Origin of the sequence: Cyclobacterium sp. (assembly GCF_014762705.1) — a bacterium.
GTDB lineage: Bacteria > Bacteroidota > Bacteroidia > Cytophagales > Cyclobacteriaceae > Cyclobacterium.
In genome coordinates this window covers 22,813-41,471 of the sequence record NZ_JABURL010000016.1, presented here as the reverse complement: position 1 = coordinate 41,471, position 18,659 = coordinate 22,813, and the positions used below count along the sequence as shown (strand labels likewise).

Annotated in this window: 16 protein-coding genes; 10 read left to right on the top strand and 6 right to left on the bottom strand. The window is 42.1% G+C overall.

Features of this window, described 5'->3' with window-relative positions; translation table 11 throughout:
• Nucleotides 1–30: 30 nt before the first annotated feature.
• Nucleotides 31–900: a glycoside hydrolase family 16 protein gene (locus tag HUJ21_RS02340; protein ID WP_291366951.1), complete on the bottom strand. Its 870-nt coding sequence runs from the start codon at nt 898–900 to the stop codon at nt 31–33.
• A 35-nt stretch (nt 901–935) separates the two neighbouring features.
• Entirely contained in the window at nt 936–1,808 is an 873-nt protein-coding gene (locus tag HUJ21_RS02335; RefSeq protein ID WP_291366950.1) for a sterol desaturase family protein, read from the bottom strand.
• A 348-nt stretch (nt 1,809–2,156) separates the two neighbouring features.
• On the opposite strand from HUJ21_RS02335, the gene HUJ21_RS02330 reads away from it, so the two are divergent.
• From HUJ21_RS02330 to HUJ21_RS02315, 4 genes are all read left to right on the top strand, one after another.
• Nucleotides 2,157–4,091, top strand: coding sequence for a fumarate reductase/succinate dehydrogenase flavoprotein subunit (locus HUJ21_RS02330; protein WP_291366949.1), 1,935 nt, complete (start codon nt 2,157–2,159; stop codon nt 4,089–4,091).
• Complete coding sequence (locus tag HUJ21_RS02325) at nt 4,091–4,819, top strand: succinate dehydrogenase/fumarate reductase iron-sulfur subunit (protein ID WP_291366948.1); 729 nt, start codon at nt 4,091–4,093, stop codon at nt 4,817–4,819. Before HUJ21_RS02330 ends, HUJ21_RS02325 begins: the two co-directional genes overlap by 1 nt.
• 10 nt (nt 4,820–4,829) lie before the next feature.
• Nucleotides 4,830–6,362 carry a Ppx/GppA phosphatase family protein gene (locus tag HUJ21_RS02320; protein ID WP_291366947.1) on the top strand — a complete coding sequence of 511 codons (1,533 nt, stop codon included), beginning with the start codon at nt 4,830–4,832 and terminating at the stop codon, nt 6,360–6,362.
• A gap of 125 nt (nt 6,363–6,487) precedes the next feature.
• Nucleotides 6,488–8,227 carry a solute carrier family 26 protein gene (locus HUJ21_RS02315; protein WP_291366946.1) on the top strand — a complete coding sequence of 580 codons (1,740 nt, stop codon included), beginning with the start codon at nt 6,488–6,490 and terminating at the stop codon, nt 8,225–8,227.
• 143 nt (nt 8,228–8,370) lie between these two features.
• Here HUJ21_RS02315 and HUJ21_RS02310 read toward each other — a convergent pair whose 3' ends face one another.
• Both HUJ21_RS02310 and rfbA read right to left on the bottom strand, forming a co-directional pair.
• Nucleotides 8,371–8,730 carry a response regulator gene (locus HUJ21_RS02310; protein WP_291366945.1) on the bottom strand — a complete coding sequence of 120 codons (360 nt, stop codon included), beginning with the start codon at nt 8,728–8,730 and terminating at the stop codon, nt 8,371–8,373.
• 185 nt (nt 8,731–8,915) lie between these two features.
• Nucleotides 8,916–9,791: a glucose-1-phosphate thymidylyltransferase RfbA gene (gene rfbA, locus HUJ21_RS02305; RefSeq protein ID WP_291366944.1), complete on the bottom strand. Its 876-nt coding sequence runs from the start codon at nt 9,789–9,791 to the stop codon at nt 8,916–8,918.
• A 300-nt stretch (nt 9,792–10,091) separates the two neighbouring features.
• Between rfbA and HUJ21_RS02300 the strand changes: the two genes are divergently transcribed.
• Together HUJ21_RS02300 and HUJ21_RS02295 are read left to right on the top strand one after the other, a co-directional pair.
• Complete coding sequence (locus HUJ21_RS02300) at nt 10,092–10,826, top strand: hypothetical protein (RefSeq protein ID WP_291366943.1); 735 nt, start codon at nt 10,092–10,094, stop codon at nt 10,824–10,826.
• Nucleotides 10,827–10,900: 74 nt separating this feature from the next.
• Nucleotides 10,901–11,914 carry a pirin family protein gene (locus HUJ21_RS02295; RefSeq protein WP_291366942.1) on the top strand — a complete coding sequence of 338 codons (1,014 nt, stop codon included), beginning with the start codon at nt 10,901–10,903 and terminating at the stop codon, nt 11,912–11,914.
• Nucleotides 11,915–11,952: 38 nt separating this feature from the next.
• Here HUJ21_RS02295 and HUJ21_RS02290 read toward each other — a convergent pair whose 3' ends face one another.
• Nucleotides 11,953–12,828 (bottom strand): sugar phosphate isomerase/epimerase, encoded by an 876-nt coding sequence (locus HUJ21_RS02290; RefSeq protein WP_291366941.1) that lies wholly within the window; start codon nt 12,826–12,828, stop codon nt 11,953–11,955.
• A 192-nt stretch (nt 12,829–13,020) separates the two neighbouring features.
• On the opposite strand from HUJ21_RS02290, the gene ppgK reads away from it, so the two are divergent.
• The 4 genes from ppgK to HUJ21_RS02270 all read left to right on the top strand — a co-directional run bounded on the left by ppgK (nt 13,021) and on the right by HUJ21_RS02270 (nt 16,552).
• Nucleotides 13,021–13,794 (top strand): polyphosphate--glucose phosphotransferase, encoded by a 774-nt coding sequence (gene ppgK, locus HUJ21_RS02285; RefSeq protein ID WP_291366940.1) that lies wholly within the window; start codon nt 13,021–13,023, stop codon nt 13,792–13,794.
• 82 nt (nt 13,795–13,876) lie between these two features.
• Entirely contained in the window at nt 13,877–14,893 is a 1,017-nt protein-coding gene (locus HUJ21_RS02280) for a phosphotriesterase (RefSeq protein WP_291366939.1), read from the top strand.
• A 34-nt stretch (nt 14,894–14,927) separates the two neighbouring features.
• Nucleotides 14,928–15,530 (top strand): DUF1080 domain-containing protein, encoded by a 603-nt coding sequence (locus HUJ21_RS02275; RefSeq protein ID WP_291366938.1) that lies wholly within the window; start codon nt 14,928–14,930, stop codon nt 15,528–15,530.
• 194 nt (nt 15,531–15,724) lie between these two features.
• Nucleotides 15,725–16,552 carry a universal stress protein gene (locus HUJ21_RS02270; protein ID WP_291366937.1) on the top strand — a complete coding sequence of 276 codons (828 nt, stop codon included), beginning with the start codon at nt 15,725–15,727 and terminating at the stop codon, nt 16,550–16,552.
• A gap of 154 nt (nt 16,553–16,706) precedes the next feature.
• Here the strand turns inward: HUJ21_RS02270 and HUJ21_RS02265 are convergent, their stop codons facing one another.
• Nucleotides 16,707–18,356: a Na/Pi symporter gene (locus HUJ21_RS02265; RefSeq protein WP_291366936.1), complete on the bottom strand. Its 1,650-nt coding sequence runs from the start codon at nt 18,354–18,356 to the stop codon at nt 16,707–16,709.
• Nucleotides 18,357–18,659: the final 303 nt, after the last annotated feature.

The following is an 18,659-nucleotide window of genomic DNA, read 5'->3' as shown; positions in this document are numbered from 1 at the left end:
ACAATAAATTAACCTTTGAAACAGGTAAACCTAATCCGCCTGATATACCCTGACATAATCCACTACATACTGTTTGGGAAATACAGTGCCTGATGGATCCCCTCCATTTCCTCCAATGGCAAGGTTGAGCAGGATATAGTGCGGTTGATGGAAGGGGTTGAACCCATCAGGGTTGATGGTAGTAGTCAGATCAACTTCATTGAGCAGTACATCATCCAGAAAAATTCTGATGTAATTTGCTGTCCAGTCCAGTTTCCATACGTGAAATTTAACCGGCCAATCAGGGTCTTTCTCCAGGAAATCTGAAAATGGGATTTTTGCTTCATCCCAATTGGCTCTTTTGTCGGGATGTGCCCAGGCTGCATTGGCCAGAATGGTGGATTCCCCCTCCGAAAGATAATATTCCATCACATCAATTTCTCCATTTGCAGGCCAGCCTTTAGAGATACCAAGTGTCCAGATGGCGGGCCACAAACCCAGGGCAGTATCTATTTTAGCCCTCACCTCCATTAATCCATATTGGAATGAAAATTTCCCGCTGGTATTGACGCTGGAAGAGGTAAATTCGGCAAAAGGCCTGTTTTTTTTCCAATCTTTGCTTTCTTTAACATAAGCAGGATTATTCACCTGCTCCCGTCTTGCTTCAATGATCAAAAACCCATCCTTCTGGCTGGCATTTGCTGTTTGGTACCATTGCAGTTCCTCGTTCCTTTTAAATCCGTGTTCAAAAGACCAAAACCGATGGTCAGGAGCACCTTCACCAGAAAATTCATCTGCCCATACCAATTGATAGCCCTGCTTTTCCGGCAAGGGTCTTTGTGTTTCAATCGGGACAACCTGAGCCTCTGCCACCATACTAAGAAGAGGGGTAATAACCGCGACAATATTTAAAATCTTCATGGAACCGCTAATTTTTCCATTGCAAGTTAACCCATTTACTTTTTCTTCCTGTAAGGATAGGTGATCTGTTGCCAAAAAGTTTTAGGAAACGTTTCCATGCCATCAAAGCCCAGGGGAATATCCCTTCCTTCATGTGGAATATAGGCTGTTCCGAACAAATAATCCCAGACACTTAAGGTCAGCCCATAATTCACTCCATACGATCCTTCGGGCAGCTTTTTGGAATGATGCCAGATATGCATGATGGGGTTGTTCAGGACATATTTCAATGGCCCATAAGTTATCCTCAGGTTCGCATGATTCAGGTGCCCTATGGCCGTTGCGAAAATATGTACCAGAAAAAAGTCTATCAGGCCAAAGCCTATCATGGCCAGGGGTATGTATTGCGCACTCTTGTAAAGTATGGTTTCCATCCAATGAAATCGCAGATGCGCCGCAAAGCCCATTTGCTCTACGGAATGGTGCACCTTATGGAATTCCCATAGTGCCGGCACCCGGTGGAGCATGCGATGAACATTCCATTGGATAAAATCCGCCACAACAAATAACAAAATAAATTGTGCCCATTTCGGCCAGGAACTCACTTCAATTGCTACCAGGTTACTGATACCAAAAAGCCCAAGAAAATCATTAAAGGCCTCCACCGCTACGTTGGAAATGGCATTGTAAGCAATGAGGGAAAACAGAAAGAAATTAAAAAACATGTAAAAGCCATCCAACCAAAAGTCTTTTCTGAGTGCAGGCTGTGATTTCCTCCAGGGAAAAACCAATTCAAGGAGCCAAACAACCAAGGAAAGCCCTACCAGCCACCAGAAGTAGTTGGTCCAGGAGGGATACATGATTTCGTTCATCAGGTAATTGAAATACCCATAATAGGCATCGGAAATAATGCGGATGTATTTTTCCATATTATTTAAATCATTAGCTTGACAGTGCAGGTATTCATGAGGTTTTCACACGAAAATTCTTTCCAGTTGTTATCCAATCTGTAATCATGTGATATAAAACTCTATTTTTTGAAAAGAGGAGACTTACCCAAGCCCCCTCTTTATCGCTATTAAACCCAGTAATAAACAAATTAATTCGTGAAATCAATCAACCTGACTTTTTTTTCTCAATGAACAAATATAGGTATACCCTACCTGAATTTTGGTGACAAGTATTACAATGCCTAATCAACTCCCTATCCCAACCATTGGGAACAATCGAGAAAATTTATTATTATTAGGGTAATACAAATCGCTAAAACATTTTTAATGTATTACACTACCGACACGGCCACTACTCCCAACGCAAAAATACCGGAAGGCGACTTGAAGGATAAGTGGTCCAACTTCAAGGACAAAACACGCCTGATCAGTCCAAACAACAGGCACCAATACAAGATTCTTGTAGTGGGCACAGGTCTATCAGGAGCATCAGCTGCTGCCAGCCTTGCCGAATTGGGATATAATGTCTCCACTTTTTGTTTTCAGGATTCTCCTAGAAGGGCCCATTCCGTGGCTGCACAGGGAGGGGTTAATGCGATGAAAAATTATAAAAATGATGGAGACAGTGTTTACAGAATGTTTTATGACACTTTAAAAGGAGGTGATTTCCGGGCCCGGGAAGCCAATGTATACCGGCTGGCAGAATGTTCTTCCCACCTGATCGATCAGGCAGTCGCCCAGGGTGTCCCATTTGCCAGAGAATACAGCGGATACCTGGCAAATCGCTCCTTTGGCGGTGTTCAGGTAAGCAGAACTTTTTATGCCAGGGGACAAACAGGCCAGCAACTACTTCTGGGGGCTTACCAGGCCATGATGCGACAGGTTCATTTGGGCAGGATAAAAAGTTTTACCCGCCATGAAATGTTGGACCTGGTCACGGAGAATGGAGTGGCAAAGGGAATTATTGTGCGAAACATGGACACCGGAGAAATCAGCAGACATGCAGCACATGCAGTAGTACTGGCCACCGGTGGATTTGGTAAAATCTATTACCTGTCCACGCTGGCCATGGGCTGCAATGGTTCTGCCATCTGGCGCGCACACAAGAAAGGAGCATGGACATCTTGTCCCAGCTGGACGCAAATTCACCCCACCTGTCTTCCACAGGCAGGTAACTACCAATCTAAACTTACCCTCATGTCAGAGTCCTTAAGGAACGACGGCAGGATATGGGTGCCACAAACCAAGAATGAAAACAGAAAGGCCATTGAGATACCAGAGGAAGACAGGGATTATTACCTGGAAAGAAAGTACCCCTCCTATGGCAACCTGGCCCCAAGGGATATTGCCTCCAGGGCAGCCAAAGAGCGAATTGATGCAGGGCATGGGGTAGGTCCCCTGAAAAATGCCGTTTACCTGGATTTTAAAGATGCCATCGCTACTCAGGGAAAAGATATTATCAGCAAAAAATACGGCAATTTATTCAATATGTACGAAAAAATCACGGGTATCAATGCCTATCAACAACCCATGATGATTTCGCCCGCGGCACATTTTTCCATGGGCGGGCTTTGGGTAGATTATGAACTTAGCACCAATATACCAGGATTATACGCAATAGGAGAAGCCAATTTTTCAGACCACGGTGCCAACCGGCTTGGTGCCAATTCTCTGTTGCAAGCTTGCATAGATGGGTATTATGTATTGCCTCAGACATTACCTCAATACCTGGCTCAGCAGGGCAAAGCTACTCCACCCGAATCAAGTTCAGAAGCATTTATGAAGGCCGAAAACCAGGTGCGCTCACAGCTGGAGGAATTGTCCGGAATAAACGGAAGCAAGACAGTGGACCATTTTCACCGGGAGTTGGGTAAGATACTCTATGACAAATGCGGTCTATCCAGGTCAGCCAAAGGATTGACAGAAGCTATAGAATCTATCCGGGTATTGCGGAAATCCTTCTTACAGGATTTGAAAATACCCCAGGTCCTTCAGGGTATTAATGAAGAATTGGAAAAAGCCGGGAGGGTAGCGGATTACCTGGAAATCGGGGAATTGATGTGTATTGATGCGCTGAGCAGGGAAGAGTCCTGCGGAGCTCATTTTAGGGAAGAACATCAAACTCCGGATGGGGAAGCAAAAAGAAATGATAGTGATTTCAGTTACATTTCCTGTTGGAAAAAAAATGCAGATACACCCGTGCTGATTAAAGAACCTTTACAGTTTGAATTTACAAAGCCCACAGAAAGGAGTTACAAATAATGGATTTTAAGCTTAAAATTTGGCGCCAGGACAATCCCCAATCAAAGGGTAAAATGGTAGATTATGAGGTTAAAAAAATATCGCCTGATACTTCATTTCTTGAAATGCTGGATCAGCTGAATGAAACCCTCATCCTTAGAGGAGAAAACCCCATTTCATTTGATTACGATTGTCGGGAAGGGATTTGTGGACAGTGTTGTCTGTTTATCAATGGCAGGGCACATGGTCCCATTGAACATACCAGTACCTGCCAATTACACATGCGCTCATTCAGGGAGGGAGAAACCATATACGTAGAACCTTTCCGCGCCGGGCCATTTCCCATCAAAAAGGACTTAAAGATAGACAGGCAAGCCTTGGATAAAATCATTGCTTCTGGTGGTTATATATCGGTAAATACCGGCCAGGCACCAGAAGCCAATCAAACCCTGATAGATAGCGATACAGTAGAGCAGGCTTTTGATGCCGCATCCTGCATCGGCTGCGGAGCCTGTGTAGCTTCCTGTAAAAACGGCAGTGCTGCCTTGTTTACAGCAGCCAAAATAAGCCATCTTTTCCAATTGCCTCAGGGAAAAATCGAGCATAAAAAACGGATCAAAAACATGGTGGAAACCATGGACCAACTTGGTTTTGGAGCCTGCTCCAATACCGGGGCATGCGAGGTGGAATGTCCTCAGGGAATATCCATAAGCCATATCGCTTTGATGAACAGAGAATTTTGGAAATAATATCCCTGACATGAACCTCGCAGCTATAGATATAGGTACGAACAGTATCCACATGATCATCGTGAGGATCACGTCCGGGAACCACTTCGACATTTTAATGCAGGAAAAAAGCATGGTCAAACTTGGGGTTGGTGTTTTTGCCAATAATTTACTGAGTCCAAAGGCCATGGAAGACGGTGTGGCTACCATCAAAAGATATGTACAACTCGCAGATCAATATGGAGTAGACGACATCATTGTGTCTGCAACAAGTGCCACGCGGGAAGCAAAAAATGGAAGGGAGTTTTTAGACAGACTGATTCATGAAGCGGGCGTATCCCCAAAACTTATCTCGGGAAAAGAAGAGGCCAAACTTATTTTTCTGGCTGTAAAAGAGGCCATTTCCATCAAAAAGGAAAAAATTCTGGTACTGGATATAGGAGGTGGGAGCACAGAAGCGGTAGTAGGAGATGAAAACCAGGTTTTATTTGGGCACTCCATGAAATTGGGTGTGTTGCGTTTATTGGACAAAATTGGTCACCAGAACGCTCTAAATGAGGAGGAGCAGGAAGCATTGAAATCCCAAATCCGTCAAGCCGCAACAAAAATCATGGAAAAGGCCCTGGAAACAGGTTTTGATCGGGTGATCGGAACTTCTGGTACCATCAGGTCATTGGCAGAAGCCTGTTTGGAAAAAAAGGACAATCCTTCTCCCGAAAGTGTCAATGCCGAAGAAGTGCAACTGGCAGATCTTATCAAACTCCGTGACAAGCTATTGGAATTACCTCCGGAAAAACGTGGGGAAATACCTGGAATAAGTACCAACCGAACCGATGCAATCCATCTGGGTGCCACACTATTGGTAGAGTTGCTCCAAATAGCCAATGTCAAAAGCTTAACCATCTCGGATGCCTCTCTGCGGGAAGGAATGATCATCCATCACATCGAAAAACAAAAACTACCAATAGGAGAGGAAAATCAAGGAAAGAATTTGAAGGAGAAGAGTTGTTTTTGGCTCGCCAATAGGTATGAAACCGAGTTGGAAGCCAAAAAACATGTCTCCGGTCTGGCCCTTCAGTTATTTGACCAGCTCAAACACCTCCATCAGGCTGGAGACCAGGAACGAAGCATGCTGTACCATGCAGCTTTAATTTACGATGTTGGTTTGTTTATTCAATTCCAGGATTTTCATAAGCATTCCAGGTATATTATCACCAACAGTCAGCTGAGAGGTTTCACCAATGAAGAAATTCTTGTGCTGGGCCACCTGGCAAGATACCACAGAAAAAAAGGACCAAAAAAAAGGCACAAACGTTTTAAAAAGTTGTCCGATGCGCAAAAGAATCAGGTCAGGTTACTTGCGGGCATTTTAAGAATTGCTATTGGGCTGGACAAGACCAAAAACCAATGGGTGCAAAACATCTATTGCCTTCCACAAAAAAACCAGCTTCAGATTCAGGTTTTTTCAGTTGAAAATGTAACCCTAGAAATCTGGGAAGCACAGAGGTTTTCAGACACCCTGTCAAGGTATCTGAAAAAAGAGATCAATATCGTAGTTGGTTAAGCCAAACCATTCCGGTGATAAAAATCACTTATTTTAGCAAAAAATCGGGTCACATTTGTATTTCATTTACTTGGACAATCCTGTATTTCAAAAAGGTAAGTTGATAGATAAAAATTAAGATACTAATGGACCTGAAAAAATATTTGCCCTTTTTACAATGGCTTCCCGATTACAATAAAAACTACCTGAAGGGTGACTTGTCCGCTGGGATTACAGTAGGCATCATGCTTATTCCCCAGGGAATGGCCTATGCCATGCTTGCAGGACTGGAGCCCATCCATGGTTTGTACGCCGTTACAGTGCCATTGATTTTGTATGCTATTTTTGGTAGCTCCCGGCAGCTGGCAGTAGGTCCGGTGGCCATGGTTTCTCTATTGACTGCGGCCGGAATCAGCAGCCTGGGCCCCGGTTCTCCTGCTGAATACCTCCTGTATGCGCTTACACTGGCATTTCTGGTAGGATTGATTCAATTTATTATGGGCGCTTTCCGTCTGGGTTTTGTGGTGAATTTCCTTTCCCATCCGGTGATCAACGGTTTTACTTCCGCTGCCGCTATCATCATTGGCCTGAGCCAGATCAAACATCTCTTCAAAATCAACCTGCCCAATAGCGAGCACATTCAGGAAATGGCGTTGGCCATTGTTCAAAACATTGGGGATACCCATTGGCTCACCCTGGGCATTGGCCTATTGGGAATACTCATCATTAAATTTGGAAAAAGAATTCATCCTGCCCTTCCGGCACCCTTGATTGCTGTAATTGCAGGTATTTTGCTGGTTTGGGGTTTTGACTTAACAGAAAGGGGGGTGAAAATTGTCGGAGAAGTGCCCAGTGGTCTCCCTACCTTGTCCTTCCCTTCCTTCGACATTAATGGTTGGTCTACCCTCCTGCCCATAGCACTTACCATATCATTGGTGGGGTTTGCGGAAAGTTTTGCTGTGGCAAAAACCATACAGGCAAAACATAAAAATTACAAGCTAGATGCCAATCAGGAATTGATGGCTTTGGGAATGGCCAATTTTGGGGCTGCTTTTTTCAACGGTTATCCCGTCACCGGAGGGTTTTCCAGGACGGCTGTAAACAACCAGGCAGGGGCAAAAACCACCATGGCTTCCGTCATCAGTGCCATTTTAATCCTGTTGACATTGCTGTTCTTCACTGGACTGTTTTATTACCTTCCCTCAGCAATTTTAGCGGCAGTGGTATTGGTAGCGGTCGCGGGATTGATAGACTTAAAGGAGCCTATTGATCTATGGAAAAAAGACAAGACCGATTTCGCCATGCTTATTGCTACCTTCTTGATTACTTTAACCTTGGGAATCGAAACAGGAATCATTACAGGTATGATTTTATCCTTACTGGTGGTGATTTACAGGGCTTCCAGACCGCATATGGCTCAATTGGGACGCGTTCCAGGGACAAAAATATACCGCAATATACGCAGGTTCAAAGACCTGGAAATCAATAAAAACCTCCTTATCGTCAGAATTGACGGACCCATATATTTTGCCAATGTGGAATTTATCAGGGATAAAATGAACCAATGGCTCTCGGAAAGGAAGAACCAAACCAAAATGATCGTATTCAACATGGAAAGTGTAACTAGTATCGACAGTACCGGAGCTCATGCACTTTATGAATGGATACAGACCTGGAGAACAAACGAAATAGACGTATGCATTTCCGGAACAAAAGGACCTATCCGCGATGTATTGAACAAATGGAAACTGATTGAATGTATTGGTGCGGATCACATGTTTATGGATGATTATTCCGCAACTGCCTATTTTGATCAGACACTTGATTCAAAAAGCCAGGAAAAATATGCACCTTACGCCATTCAGAGTAATGTTGACAAAAAATAAATTTCTAAAAGGTTTTTTAATCCCGGAAGAAACATCCCTTCTGCAAAAAAGCTTAACCTTTTTAAATAACATTGGCCTCGGGCAAAGCCTGAGGCCAATGTGCTTTCGATCAAAAATTAATCTTAAACCCTACAAAAAAAGCTTCAATCCCGGAAAATTTCCGGCATGCTTTCCTTCACTGAAAGTTTGGAAAGAAATTTCTTTACGTGTTGATTTTTTTTCGCCTTTTCCCTGTCCTTTATATCCATGGACCCACTTAGAATATAGATTTTAGAGCCCAGCTTTTCAGAATCAATCTGCTCCAAAAAATCCCACCCAGTCATTTGAGGCATGACAAGATCCAGAAACAGGTACTTTGGATTGATATCACTGATTTTCTCCAATGCCTCTACAGCTGAAGAAAATTTAAATATCCTGAAAGGTGAATGAAAATGTTTTTGAATGTATTTTTCAGTAACAAAAGTACTTACCTCATCATCATCTATCAATACAATATTTACCATCGAAATACATTTATTATGTTACAAAAATCATTTTGAACATGACAAACATATAATAAAAAATAAATACATCCAAAAATAAGAAGAATTATTTAACGCTTTTTTTGTTTTTCAAATGTTGTTTTTTGTATTTAACATCTAGAAAGGGCAACCAAATAAATTAAAAACGAAATGAGTGGGCTTCTCACTTAAAGATTAAATTTTAGCTTTACCAAATTTTTGAGGTATTCGCCATAGCCACTTTTTCCCAACTTTGCAGCAGATTGAAGTAACTTTTCTTCATTGATAAACCCATTTCTGTAGGCAATTTCTTCAATACACCCGATTTTAAGACCTTGTCTTTCTTCAATTACCTCCACAAATTGTGCAGCCTGCAGCAGTGATTGATGGGTCCCCGTGTCCAGCCAGGCTGTCCCCCGGTTTAGGATACCTACATTGAGTTTCCCTTTCCGCAGGTAAACATTGTTAATATCGGTGATTTCCAGTTCTCCCCTGGAACTGGGTTTGATGTTTTTGGCGATTTCCACCACTTCATTGTCATAAAAATAAAGTCCGGGAACAGCAAAATTGGATTTGGGCAATTTGGGTTTTTCTTCTATGCTCAAAACTTTATTGTGATCATCAAACTCGACCACCCCGTATCTTTGCGGATCATTTACATGGTAAGCGAATACCACTCCTCCATCGGGATCTGTATGCTCCTTCAGGGTTTTGTACAATCCCGTCCCGTAAAAAATATTATCTCCCAGGATTAAAGCTACTTTATCCTTACCTATAAACTGCTCTCCTATGATAAAAGCCTGCGCCAACCCCTCTGGTTTAGGCTGAATGGCAAATGTAAATGAACAACCTACATCCGTCCCATCTCCCAGTAGTTTTTTAAAGGCTTCATTATCTTCGGGTGTGGTAATGATCAATATTTCTTTGATCCCAGCCATCATCAATACCGATAGGGGGTAATAAATCATCGGTTTATCATAAATGGGCATCAATTGTTTACTTACTGCAATGGTTAACGGATAAAGCCTGGTACCTGATCCTCCGGCCAAAATTATTCCTTTCATGAATACTGGTTTTATTACTCTGCTATACTAAAATTCCTGCGATTGCCGGAACAAAATTTCAAAAACTTCAAATCTGTAAAAACTAATTAACTAAGCATTAATTTGCTTCCAATCATAAAAAATATGATTGTTACCAAATTATAAATAATTTCTTATCCTTTAAAATAATCTTAAAAAAACTTCAGTTCAATATGTTTCAAATACAACATTTGAAAAAGAATTGATAATTTTGAATCTTCTTAATGCGTTTATCACTAAGATAAACAAACCACATTGCAAACCTGACATCAACATCTTCTTATGAAAAAGGAAATAATTATTACCACCCTAGCCCTTTTTACCGGATTTCTTTGTTCTAATACCCTTTACGGCCAGAATTTTTACAAGGAAAAAATTTCCAGAAACCAATATTTACAAGCTGGATTGGGACTTGGAGCCATGTATGCAGATAATTCCGGTAGGTTTCGGGGCCTGGAAGTGAAAACAGGACCATCGGTTTCCTTTACCTATGGCCGAAAAATCCATTCCAACATCGATCTGCGGGGAAACCTGGGCTACCAGCGGACCCAAAGCCAGGATCAAAACTATTTCACAAATCAGGTCGTCGAAACCTGGCGGGATAATGGGCAGGCCGTAGGCAGTAAAAACAACCTGATATACCTGGATTTGATGCCAACCCTGCATATCGTCGGATCCACAAACCATACCCAAAGAAAACGAGTCAATTTGTATCTGGGAACAGGCCTGGGATTGCTTTTTAATTTAAGTGAAGTTACAAAGCTTAGTGAAAATGGCTCAGAAAGAAAAAACAGAAGTCAGGCGGTGCCATATATCCCGGTCAGGGGAGGCTTAAGCTACAGACTTAACCTGTACACCGATATCGCCATTGAAGGAAGCGTATTAATGACTTTTTCAGATGAGCTTGACGGAAATGTAGGATTTAACCGTTTCAAAGATTATCCGGTATCCGGGCAGATTGTCTTCAGACGTTACCTAAATACCATAAAATCAGTAGATTATTCCAGTTTATTTTAAAACATATCCTGGAAATGAACTTTTGATGTTTGAATCAGCTTATTAGATGTATATACATATAAAATAAGTCGTTTATGAAGCCTACACTAAAAGATATCCGTCCTTTGGGTTTTCAATGGCAAACTCAAGATCCATTTTTGTTTTGTGCCCATCACCATGATTTCTTTCCCAGGGGCCTACCTGACATGTCCCCTGAAACCGGATTGGAAAATCGCATGATCGGACAAGATTTTTCTGGTAAAGATGGATGGAGCATGTACCATGGCAGCAAGGTTCCCGGATTTCCTGCCCACCCGCACAAAGGTTTTGAAACGGTGACCATTGTGGAAAAGGGCCTGGTGGACCACTCCGACTCATTGGGAGCAGCAGGCAGGTTTGGCAATGGTGACACACAGTGGATGACCGCCGGAAAAGGAGTCATGCATTCTGAAATGTTCCCCCTACTCAATGAAAAGGAAGGAAATGAACTACACTTGTTTCAAATATGGTTAAACCTACCCAAAACTAAAAAAAATGTACCGGCCCATTTCAAAATGATGTGGAAGGAAGAAATACCTGTGGAGACAGTAAGGGATTCAAATGGAAAAACCACCGAAATTAAATTAATCGCAGGGAAATATGGTGAGCGCAGTGCCCTGCCCCCTGCACCTGACTCCTATGCTGCAGATCCTGCCAATGAAGTGGCCATATGGTTGATAAAAGCAGCGCCTGATGCCACCTTTATCCTGCCGGAGGTTTCCCAAGGGACCAATAGGAGCTTGTTTTTCTACCGTGGTGATTATATTGATCTGGAAGGCGAGCGGATTACCAATGACCATTCCATCGATATGGGTGACATGAAGTCATTTGAAATAAAAAATGGCAGTAAAACCGGATATTTTGCCTTCCTTCAAGGAAAACCCATATCAGAAAAAGTGGTTCAGCATGGCCCATTTGTAATGAACAGCAATCAGGAAATCCAGGAAGCAGTTCACGAATTTCAAAGGACCCAATTTGGTGGCTGGCCATGGAAAAGCCATGAACATACCCATGAAAAAGGGAAGGGACGTTTTGCCATTCATGCTGATGGCAGAGAAGAGATTAAGTAATCAAAAGCCGGCAGTCATTCACCTGCCGGCTTTTAAAATTATTTTACATATTTAGCAGCTGCAAGGTAGTCATAACTCATGGCAACACTCTTTATGGGCTCATGGTTATATCGCTCCACTTCCACATAGTATCCTTTCATACCTTGTGCATAAGCGGCCTTAAAAATTGGTTTGAAGTCCATTTCTCCGCTTTGGCCGATTTCCTCCTCATCTTTGATATGCAACAAAGGAAATCTTCCTTTGTATTTTTTCAGGTAGTCTACAGGATCATATCCCCCTTTGGTAGCCCAGTAAACATCGAGTTCCATGCAAAACAGATCCGGGTCCGTATTTTCCAGCATGAAATCATACATCACCTGGCCTTCAATTTTCTCAAATTCCCTGGCATGATTATGAAATCCAAATACAAGTCCATTGGCTTTTGCAATGGCCCCAACCTGATTGTAATAATTACACCACAATTCCAGCTCTTTTAAGGTATCAGGTTTGGGCATGGAGGGTTTGATTAGAAAATCTGCTCCTACAGCGGCATGAGCTTCAGCAGCTTCCTTCCACCAGTCCATTGCGGCGGTATGATTGGCGCCCTGAAAATCTCTTGGCCCGCCTACATGGGCACTTTGCATCCTCATTCCCAAATCAGCAACCAACTTTTTAATGGCTACAGGGGACATGCCATAAATCTTTCCATCAGCATAATTTGCCGCCTCCAGGTTTTTAAACCCAATGGCAGCTACCTGCTCCAATACCCCGGCCACATTTCCTTTGATATCCTCTCTGAGCGAGTACAATTGCAACCCGATTTCTTTTTTGGCGAAAGCGGACCCATTGGCCAATTGACTTCCCGCAGTGGCCGACAGCAGGGTCAATGCCCCCATTTTTTTAAGAAATGACCTTCTTCGAATATTCTTTTCCATAGGTTTACTGTTTGATAATTGTAATTTAAAATCAAAGATCCTTTTATAGCTTAAAGCTAATTATAAAATTACGTTTAACGGTTAAAAACAATTGTTTTCAGATTTTCATATTAGCGGAGAATAAAGTCAAGCTAATTTTTGCTAACTTGAACGGCAAAAATAAAATAAAATTGAATTATTAACAGAAATTGAATGGAGATATTAGGATTGGACATTGGGGGTTCCGGCATTAAGGCCGCTCCGGTAAATATTGAAACGGGGGAGCTGCTGGCGGAAAGATACAGGGTACCCACCCCCAGGCCAACAAAACCGGAAAGTGTAGCTGAAGCAGTCCTAACTCTTATTGAACATTTTGACTGGAAAGGTCCTGTAGGCTGCGGATTTCCCACTGTGGTAAACAATGGACAGTGCATGACCAAAAGCAATATCCATAAAAGTTGGGTGGGCGTTCATGTAGACCAGTTGTTGGCGGAAAAGACCGGGTTACCGGTTACAGTTATCAATGATGCCGATGCGGCAGGCCTGGCAGAAATGACCTTTGGGGCAGGAAAAGGAAAGATGGGATTGGTAGTAACCGTCACCATTGGGACTGGTTTAGGCACAGGTGTATTTTATAACGGGCAACTTATTCCCAATTTTGAATTGGGCAGGATATATTATAAAAACGGGGAGATCATTGAGTATTTTGCAGCAGATTCAGCAAGGAAAAATGAAAACCTCAGCTACAAAACCTGGGGGAAACGCTTTAATAAATTCTTAAAGCACACCGTCAGGATCATCTCTCCCGATTTATTTATTTTGGGTGGAGGTGCAAGCAAAAAACTTGACAAGTTTGAAAATGAAATCACGGTAGACGTTCCTGTGATCGTTGCCGAAAACAAAAACGAAGCAGGTATCATCGGAGCAGCTGTAGCAGCACATTTGAAAATCAACAAGGAGCAAACAGTGGCAGGAAATCGAGCATGACGCAAAGAAGTCACAGCGATTTTGCAATAGGCGAAAGCCATTTGTCTACCGGACAGGCCGTTAACCCTAATACGATAAACACATGAAGCATTGGCTACTGATCGGAGTTTTCATTTTGTGTTATGGCATGTTTTCCAAAGGATTGTGCCAAAATTCCATAATCATGACTGTCAGCGGTCCTATCCCCGCAGCGCAAATGGGAAAGACATTGATACATGAACATATATTGGTGGACTTTATTGGGGCAGACAGCACCTCCTACTCCCGTTGGGATAAAGAACAAGTTCTGGAGACCGTCAGCCCATATGCAGACGAGATAGCGGCATTGGACATAAATACCCTAATAGAATGCACCCCGGCCTACCTGGGAAGGGACCCCGAATTGCTTCTGAGGCTTTCCAAAAAATCTGGATTAAATATTCTTACGAACACAGGCTATTATGGGGCTGTGAACAATAAATATCTTCCCAAAAAGGCTTTTGATTTATCCGCAAAAGAATTGGCTGCCATCTGGATAGCAGAGTGGGAATCTGGCATCGAAAATACCGGCATCAAACCTGGTTTTATCAAGATAGGCGTGAACAGCGACAGCCTTTCTGATATGCACCAAAAGCTCATTCGGGCAGCAGGGTTAACCCACCAGCAGACAGGTTTGACCATTGCCTCCCATACAGGCCCCTACCTACCCGCAAGCCAACAAGTGGCGCTGTTAAAAGAAATAGGTGTTCATCCCTCTGCTTTCATCTGGGTGCATGCACAGAATGAAAGCAACATGGAAAATTATTCAACGCTGGCCCATGAGGGTGTCTGGATAAGCCTGGATGGCATACAGCCATCAAACCAGGTGGAATACCTTAAAAAGTTGAAATTTCTTAAAGAAAGAGGGCTTTTGGATCGGATTTTGATCTCTCATGACGGAGGTTGGTATAGCCCGGGAGAAGAGAATGGGGGCAATTTCAGAGAATACACCACCATATCCCGGGAATTTATACCACTGCTGCTTGAGAATGGCTTTACCAAGGCAGACATCCGGCAGCTAATGGTCAGCAATCCCGCCAATGCATTTTCTATTGGTAAAAAACTCTCCAAAAATGATTGATACAATTATTTCATTAATAAAAAACCCAAAAACCATGAAAAGTAAGCACATTGTCCCTTCCCTATTGATTATTCTCCTTCTTGTCAACCACAGTTTTGCACAGGAGGCAAAAATGAAATCCATTTTTAACGGAAAAAACCTGAAGGGATGGACCGTTCAACCCGAAGATAATATTTGGTGGACCGTTGAAGACGGAAAAATTGCCGTAGAAAATGACCCTACGAAAACAGGCTCCATTCTCTGGACCAAAAAAGAGTATTCTGATTTTGTTTTTCAAATGGACTTCCTGATGGGTACCGGTACGGTAGACTCAGGAATTTTCCTCAGATCCGAAAAAGACCAGATCCAAATTGGTATCTCCGGCTCCCTTCAGCGGGACATGACCGGATCACCTTATATTCCAGGCAAATCTTATCCTGTAGAAGCTGAAGGGGTAGCTGATGTATTGCAACTAAAGGACTGGAACACCATGAAAGTAAGGTTAGTGGATCAGACCTATACCGTTTGGATCAATGGTGAAGAAGTGATGACCTATACTTCCGAAAACATGCCGGAAAAAGGCCCCATTGGGCTGCAGCTACACCCCAACAATGAAATGAGCATAGAATTTAAAAACATAATGGTTGGGAAATTATAACCCCAACAGCTCTCTTTTAGAATAAAAGAAAGGAGATTATCATTCCTTTAAGTGACATTGGTCATATTTTTTTAAAAAGCATTTTGTTTATTTTGAAATACATGGATTATACATATGATCATGTATCTCTGGAAATGGCTCTTTTGTGGTTTCCAGAATTGAAAGAATAAAGCTTTTAACCAAAACCTAAAATCATGAAACGCATTGTAGTTCCTGTGGATTTTTCTCCCTATTCAGAAAATGCCTTTTTAAGTGCTGCGAAGATTGCTGCTAAAGGAGATGCCACCATTACCTGTGTAAATGTCATTACTTCTGAACTGGATTGGAAAAACCTCTCTGAAAAAGAAAAAACAAAATACCAGGAAATTCTTGATCTGGAAGCAGAAGCAAAGGATAAGTTAAAATCCTTTATCATGACCCATAAAGTAAAGAGCACCCCTATTGAAGCTGTAGTCGAGGTAGGTGTTCCCAATCAGGTTCTGGCTGAATTGGCTGAAAAGCAAAAAGCAGATCTTATTGTCATCGGTGCCTATGGAAAAGGATATGAAGAAGGAAAATTTATTGGTTCCACCACCCAGAAGGTAATGCGGAACGCCAATTGTCCGGTCCTGGCAGTAAAGAAAGTTTTGGACGGCAGGGCAATGAAAAAGATGGTTTTTGCTTCCCTGTTCAATGAGGCCAGCAAGCCCGCCTTTACCAGAATGAAGCCCCTGATCAAAAATACAGGTGCTTCCGTCTATTTCCTGTTTGTCAATACCCCTTCAAAATTTACCGACAGTGACAAAGCCGAAGAGCAAATGCGGAAATATGCCATGGGTCAGGAGGACCTGATCATTCACCGACACATCTTTAACCATGACGATGCTGAAAAAGGCATTGTAGCTTTTGCAGAAAAGGAAAAAGCAGGCATCATTGGAATCGCATCCAATGTACGAAAGACGAACGCATCCTATCAAATAGGCGTAACGGATACGGTGCTTTTTAAAACCGATATTCCGGTATTGAGTGTGAAATTTGAATAAGTGTATTTGGTGACAGGCTGGTGTTTTAGGAAAAATACCTGCCTGTTTTTTTCCTTTGATGTTTTCCACCCAAATTTATGCTTTTATTGAGCCGGGTGGAATAGTGATTCAGACATCCAAATAACAGGGTGTAGCCTTTAATAGGTGAATAAATTTACAGCCTTTCCTCAGGGGCGATTTCTTGTTTGTGTAAAGATCCTATTGCACTCCATATCAGTTCCAAACCAGAAAAAACCTGCTGAATGACATTGGCCATGGTGGAAATGCTCACATCGGTCTTTTTTGTTTTTAGCTGAGTATACAACAATTGTAAGAGGGAAGAATAATTGTTTTTCAATTTTGCCTTTACACTTTTCATTATGGCTTCATCATCTGTTCCCATCGCCACATAATCCTCGAAAACCGTAAGAAAATCCTTCACCTCCCCCTGAAGCCTGTCCAAAATATCCACTACAAAAGGTTCTTCCGAATTCTCCATTTCCACTAAATTATGAACAATATCTTTAAACTCTTTGGCTCCGATTACGAGTGACCTCATGGTTTGAGTCAAGTCATTTAACAGGGTTGCCTCATCCAGACTTAGGTTTTTCTCCTGGAGGAACATGGCAAATAAATACAACTCCTCCTCCAGGTTTTTAAGGTTTTGATAATCCTGGAGCAAATCTTTGGGCTGAAAAGTGATTTTTTTCCAAACTGACGCATCCTTTTTTGGCCTTTTGTGTTTGTGAATGATTTTCCAAACCAATTTTAAAGTGTCTTTTAACACCCATTCCAATTCTTTTTCGAATGCAAGAACCGCAACAGAGGGTACATCCAAAGGGACGTTTTTAATATACCTTGATCTTCCTTTAGGCACATATCTCCGAAATCTTTTTGTAAGCCACTTTTCAATAGCAGGTAAAAATGGAAAAAACGCCAAAATCATGATCAGGTTAAAGAGTGAGTTTAGTATCACCAATTCCATAAGTGGATCCACGACATTAAAAAAATGAATAGAGATGTCGATTAATTGGTCAATCCAAAAAAAACAAAATACACCTGCAAAAAAATTAAAGCCAAAATTGCCAAGGGCTAGTCGCTTTTTATCCGCCGAACCATCAATTGCACCCAATACCAGGGTAAAGGTGGTACCAATATTGGCTCCAATAACCATCGCCAAAGCATGGTCTGTCCCTATCACCTGGGCATTTACTGCACTCAATACGATCACAATCAAGGCCGAACTGGATTGAATCATTGCAGTAATGATTATTCCCGTGATAAAAAACACCCAAAGCCCGTAGGACTGGAGCTCACTTAGGTCCACGGCCGTAGCATACTCTTCAATAGCTAGTTTCATGTAATCCAATCCCAAAAACAATAACCCGAATCCCAGTAAAAAAATCCCGGTGTTTTTCAGGAAAGGCCTGCTGTTCATGAAAAGGTAAGTCATCACCCCTATGGCCAGAAATGGAAAGGCAAAATCCGCGACACTGATTTTGAAACCAAATGTCGCGACCACCCAGGCAGTAAATGTTGTGCCCAAATTGGCTCCCAATACCACACCAAGGGAATTTCGCAAACTTATCATTCCTCCCCCAAGAAATGCCAACACCATCAAGGTAACCAGCGAACTGCTTTGAAGAATAGCCGTAATACCAATTCCCACCAATATCCCCTTCCAGGATTTGTCCGTAAACCTGTGCAGTAAATTTTTAAAAGAGGTACCCCCCAATTCCTTTATGGCAAGCTCCAATTGGCTCATGCCCCACAAAAAAAGGCCGATGCCGGCAAGGAACTCCCAATAATCAAATTTTCCCTCCATGAGTGTCCAGTGATTTTAGTTAAGCCAATTCAAAAGTATGTCCAAACCTTACCAATACAGCGATACTTGGTGCCAGGCACTAAAGATAAATACTTTCTACAGGCAAAATACCAATCATTGTTGTTATTTGCAGGACATCAGCAGCTGAACATAGTACATGCCAGTGAATCATTATCTTGATGGATTACTTTTCTTTTGTTTAATGCAATCGATTGTTCCATACTTATTAAATCTAAGTATATTGTTTATCTTTACTGTCTGCAATTTGAAAAAATGAATTGATCACCAAATAAATACTATAAA

Coding starts and splice junctions, on each gene's coding strand:
- HUJ21_RS02340 (WP_291366951.1), bottom strand. CDS start 900: ATGAAGATTTTAAATATTGTCGCGGTTATTACCCCTCTTCTTAGTATG.
- HUJ21_RS02335 (WP_291366950.1), bottom strand. CDS start 1,808: ATGGAAAAATACATCCGCATTATTTCCGATGCCTATTATGGGTATTTC.
- HUJ21_RS02330 (WP_291366949.1), top strand. CDS start 2,157: ATGTATTACACTACCGACACGGCCACTACTCCCAACGCAAAAATACCG.
- HUJ21_RS02325 (WP_291366948.1), top strand. CDS start 4,091: ATGGATTTTAAGCTTAAAATTTGGCGCCAGGACAATCCCCAATCAAAG.
- HUJ21_RS02320 (WP_291366947.1), top strand. CDS start 4,830: ATGAACCTCGCAGCTATAGATATAGGTACGAACAGTATCCACATGATC.
- HUJ21_RS02315 (WP_291366946.1), top strand. CDS start 6,488: ATGGACCTGAAAAAATATTTGCCCTTTTTACAATGGCTTCCCGATTAC.
- HUJ21_RS02310 (WP_291366945.1), bottom strand. CDS start 8,730: ATGGTAAATATTGTATTGATAGATGATGATGAGGTAAGTACTTTTGTT.
- rfbA (WP_291366944.1), bottom strand. CDS start 9,791: ATGAAAGGAATAATTTTGGCCGGAGGATCAGGTACCAGGCTTTATCCG.
- HUJ21_RS02300 (WP_291366943.1), top strand. CDS start 10,092: ATGAAAAAGGAAATAATTATTACCACCCTAGCCCTTTTTACCGGATTT.
- HUJ21_RS02295 (WP_291366942.1), top strand. CDS start 10,901: ATGAAGCCTACACTAAAAGATATCCGTCCTTTGGGTTTTCAATGGCAA.
- HUJ21_RS02290 (WP_291366941.1), bottom strand. CDS start 12,828: ATGGAAAAGAATATTCGAAGAAGGTCATTTCTTAAAAAAATGGGGGCA.
- ppgK (WP_291366940.1), top strand. CDS start 13,021: ATGGAGATATTAGGATTGGACATTGGGGGTTCCGGCATTAAGGCCGCT.
- HUJ21_RS02280 (WP_291366939.1), top strand. CDS start 13,877: ATGAAGCATTGGCTACTGATCGGAGTTTTCATTTTGTGTTATGGCATG.
- HUJ21_RS02275 (WP_291366938.1), top strand. CDS start 14,928: ATGAAAAGTAAGCACATTGTCCCTTCCCTATTGATTATTCTCCTTCTT.
- HUJ21_RS02270 (WP_291366937.1), top strand. CDS start 15,725: ATGAAACGCATTGTAGTTCCTGTGGATTTTTCTCCCTATTCAGAAAAT.
- HUJ21_RS02265 (WP_291366936.1), bottom strand. CDS start 18,356: ATGGAGGGAAAATTTGATTATTGGGAGTTCCTTGCCGGCATCGGCCTT.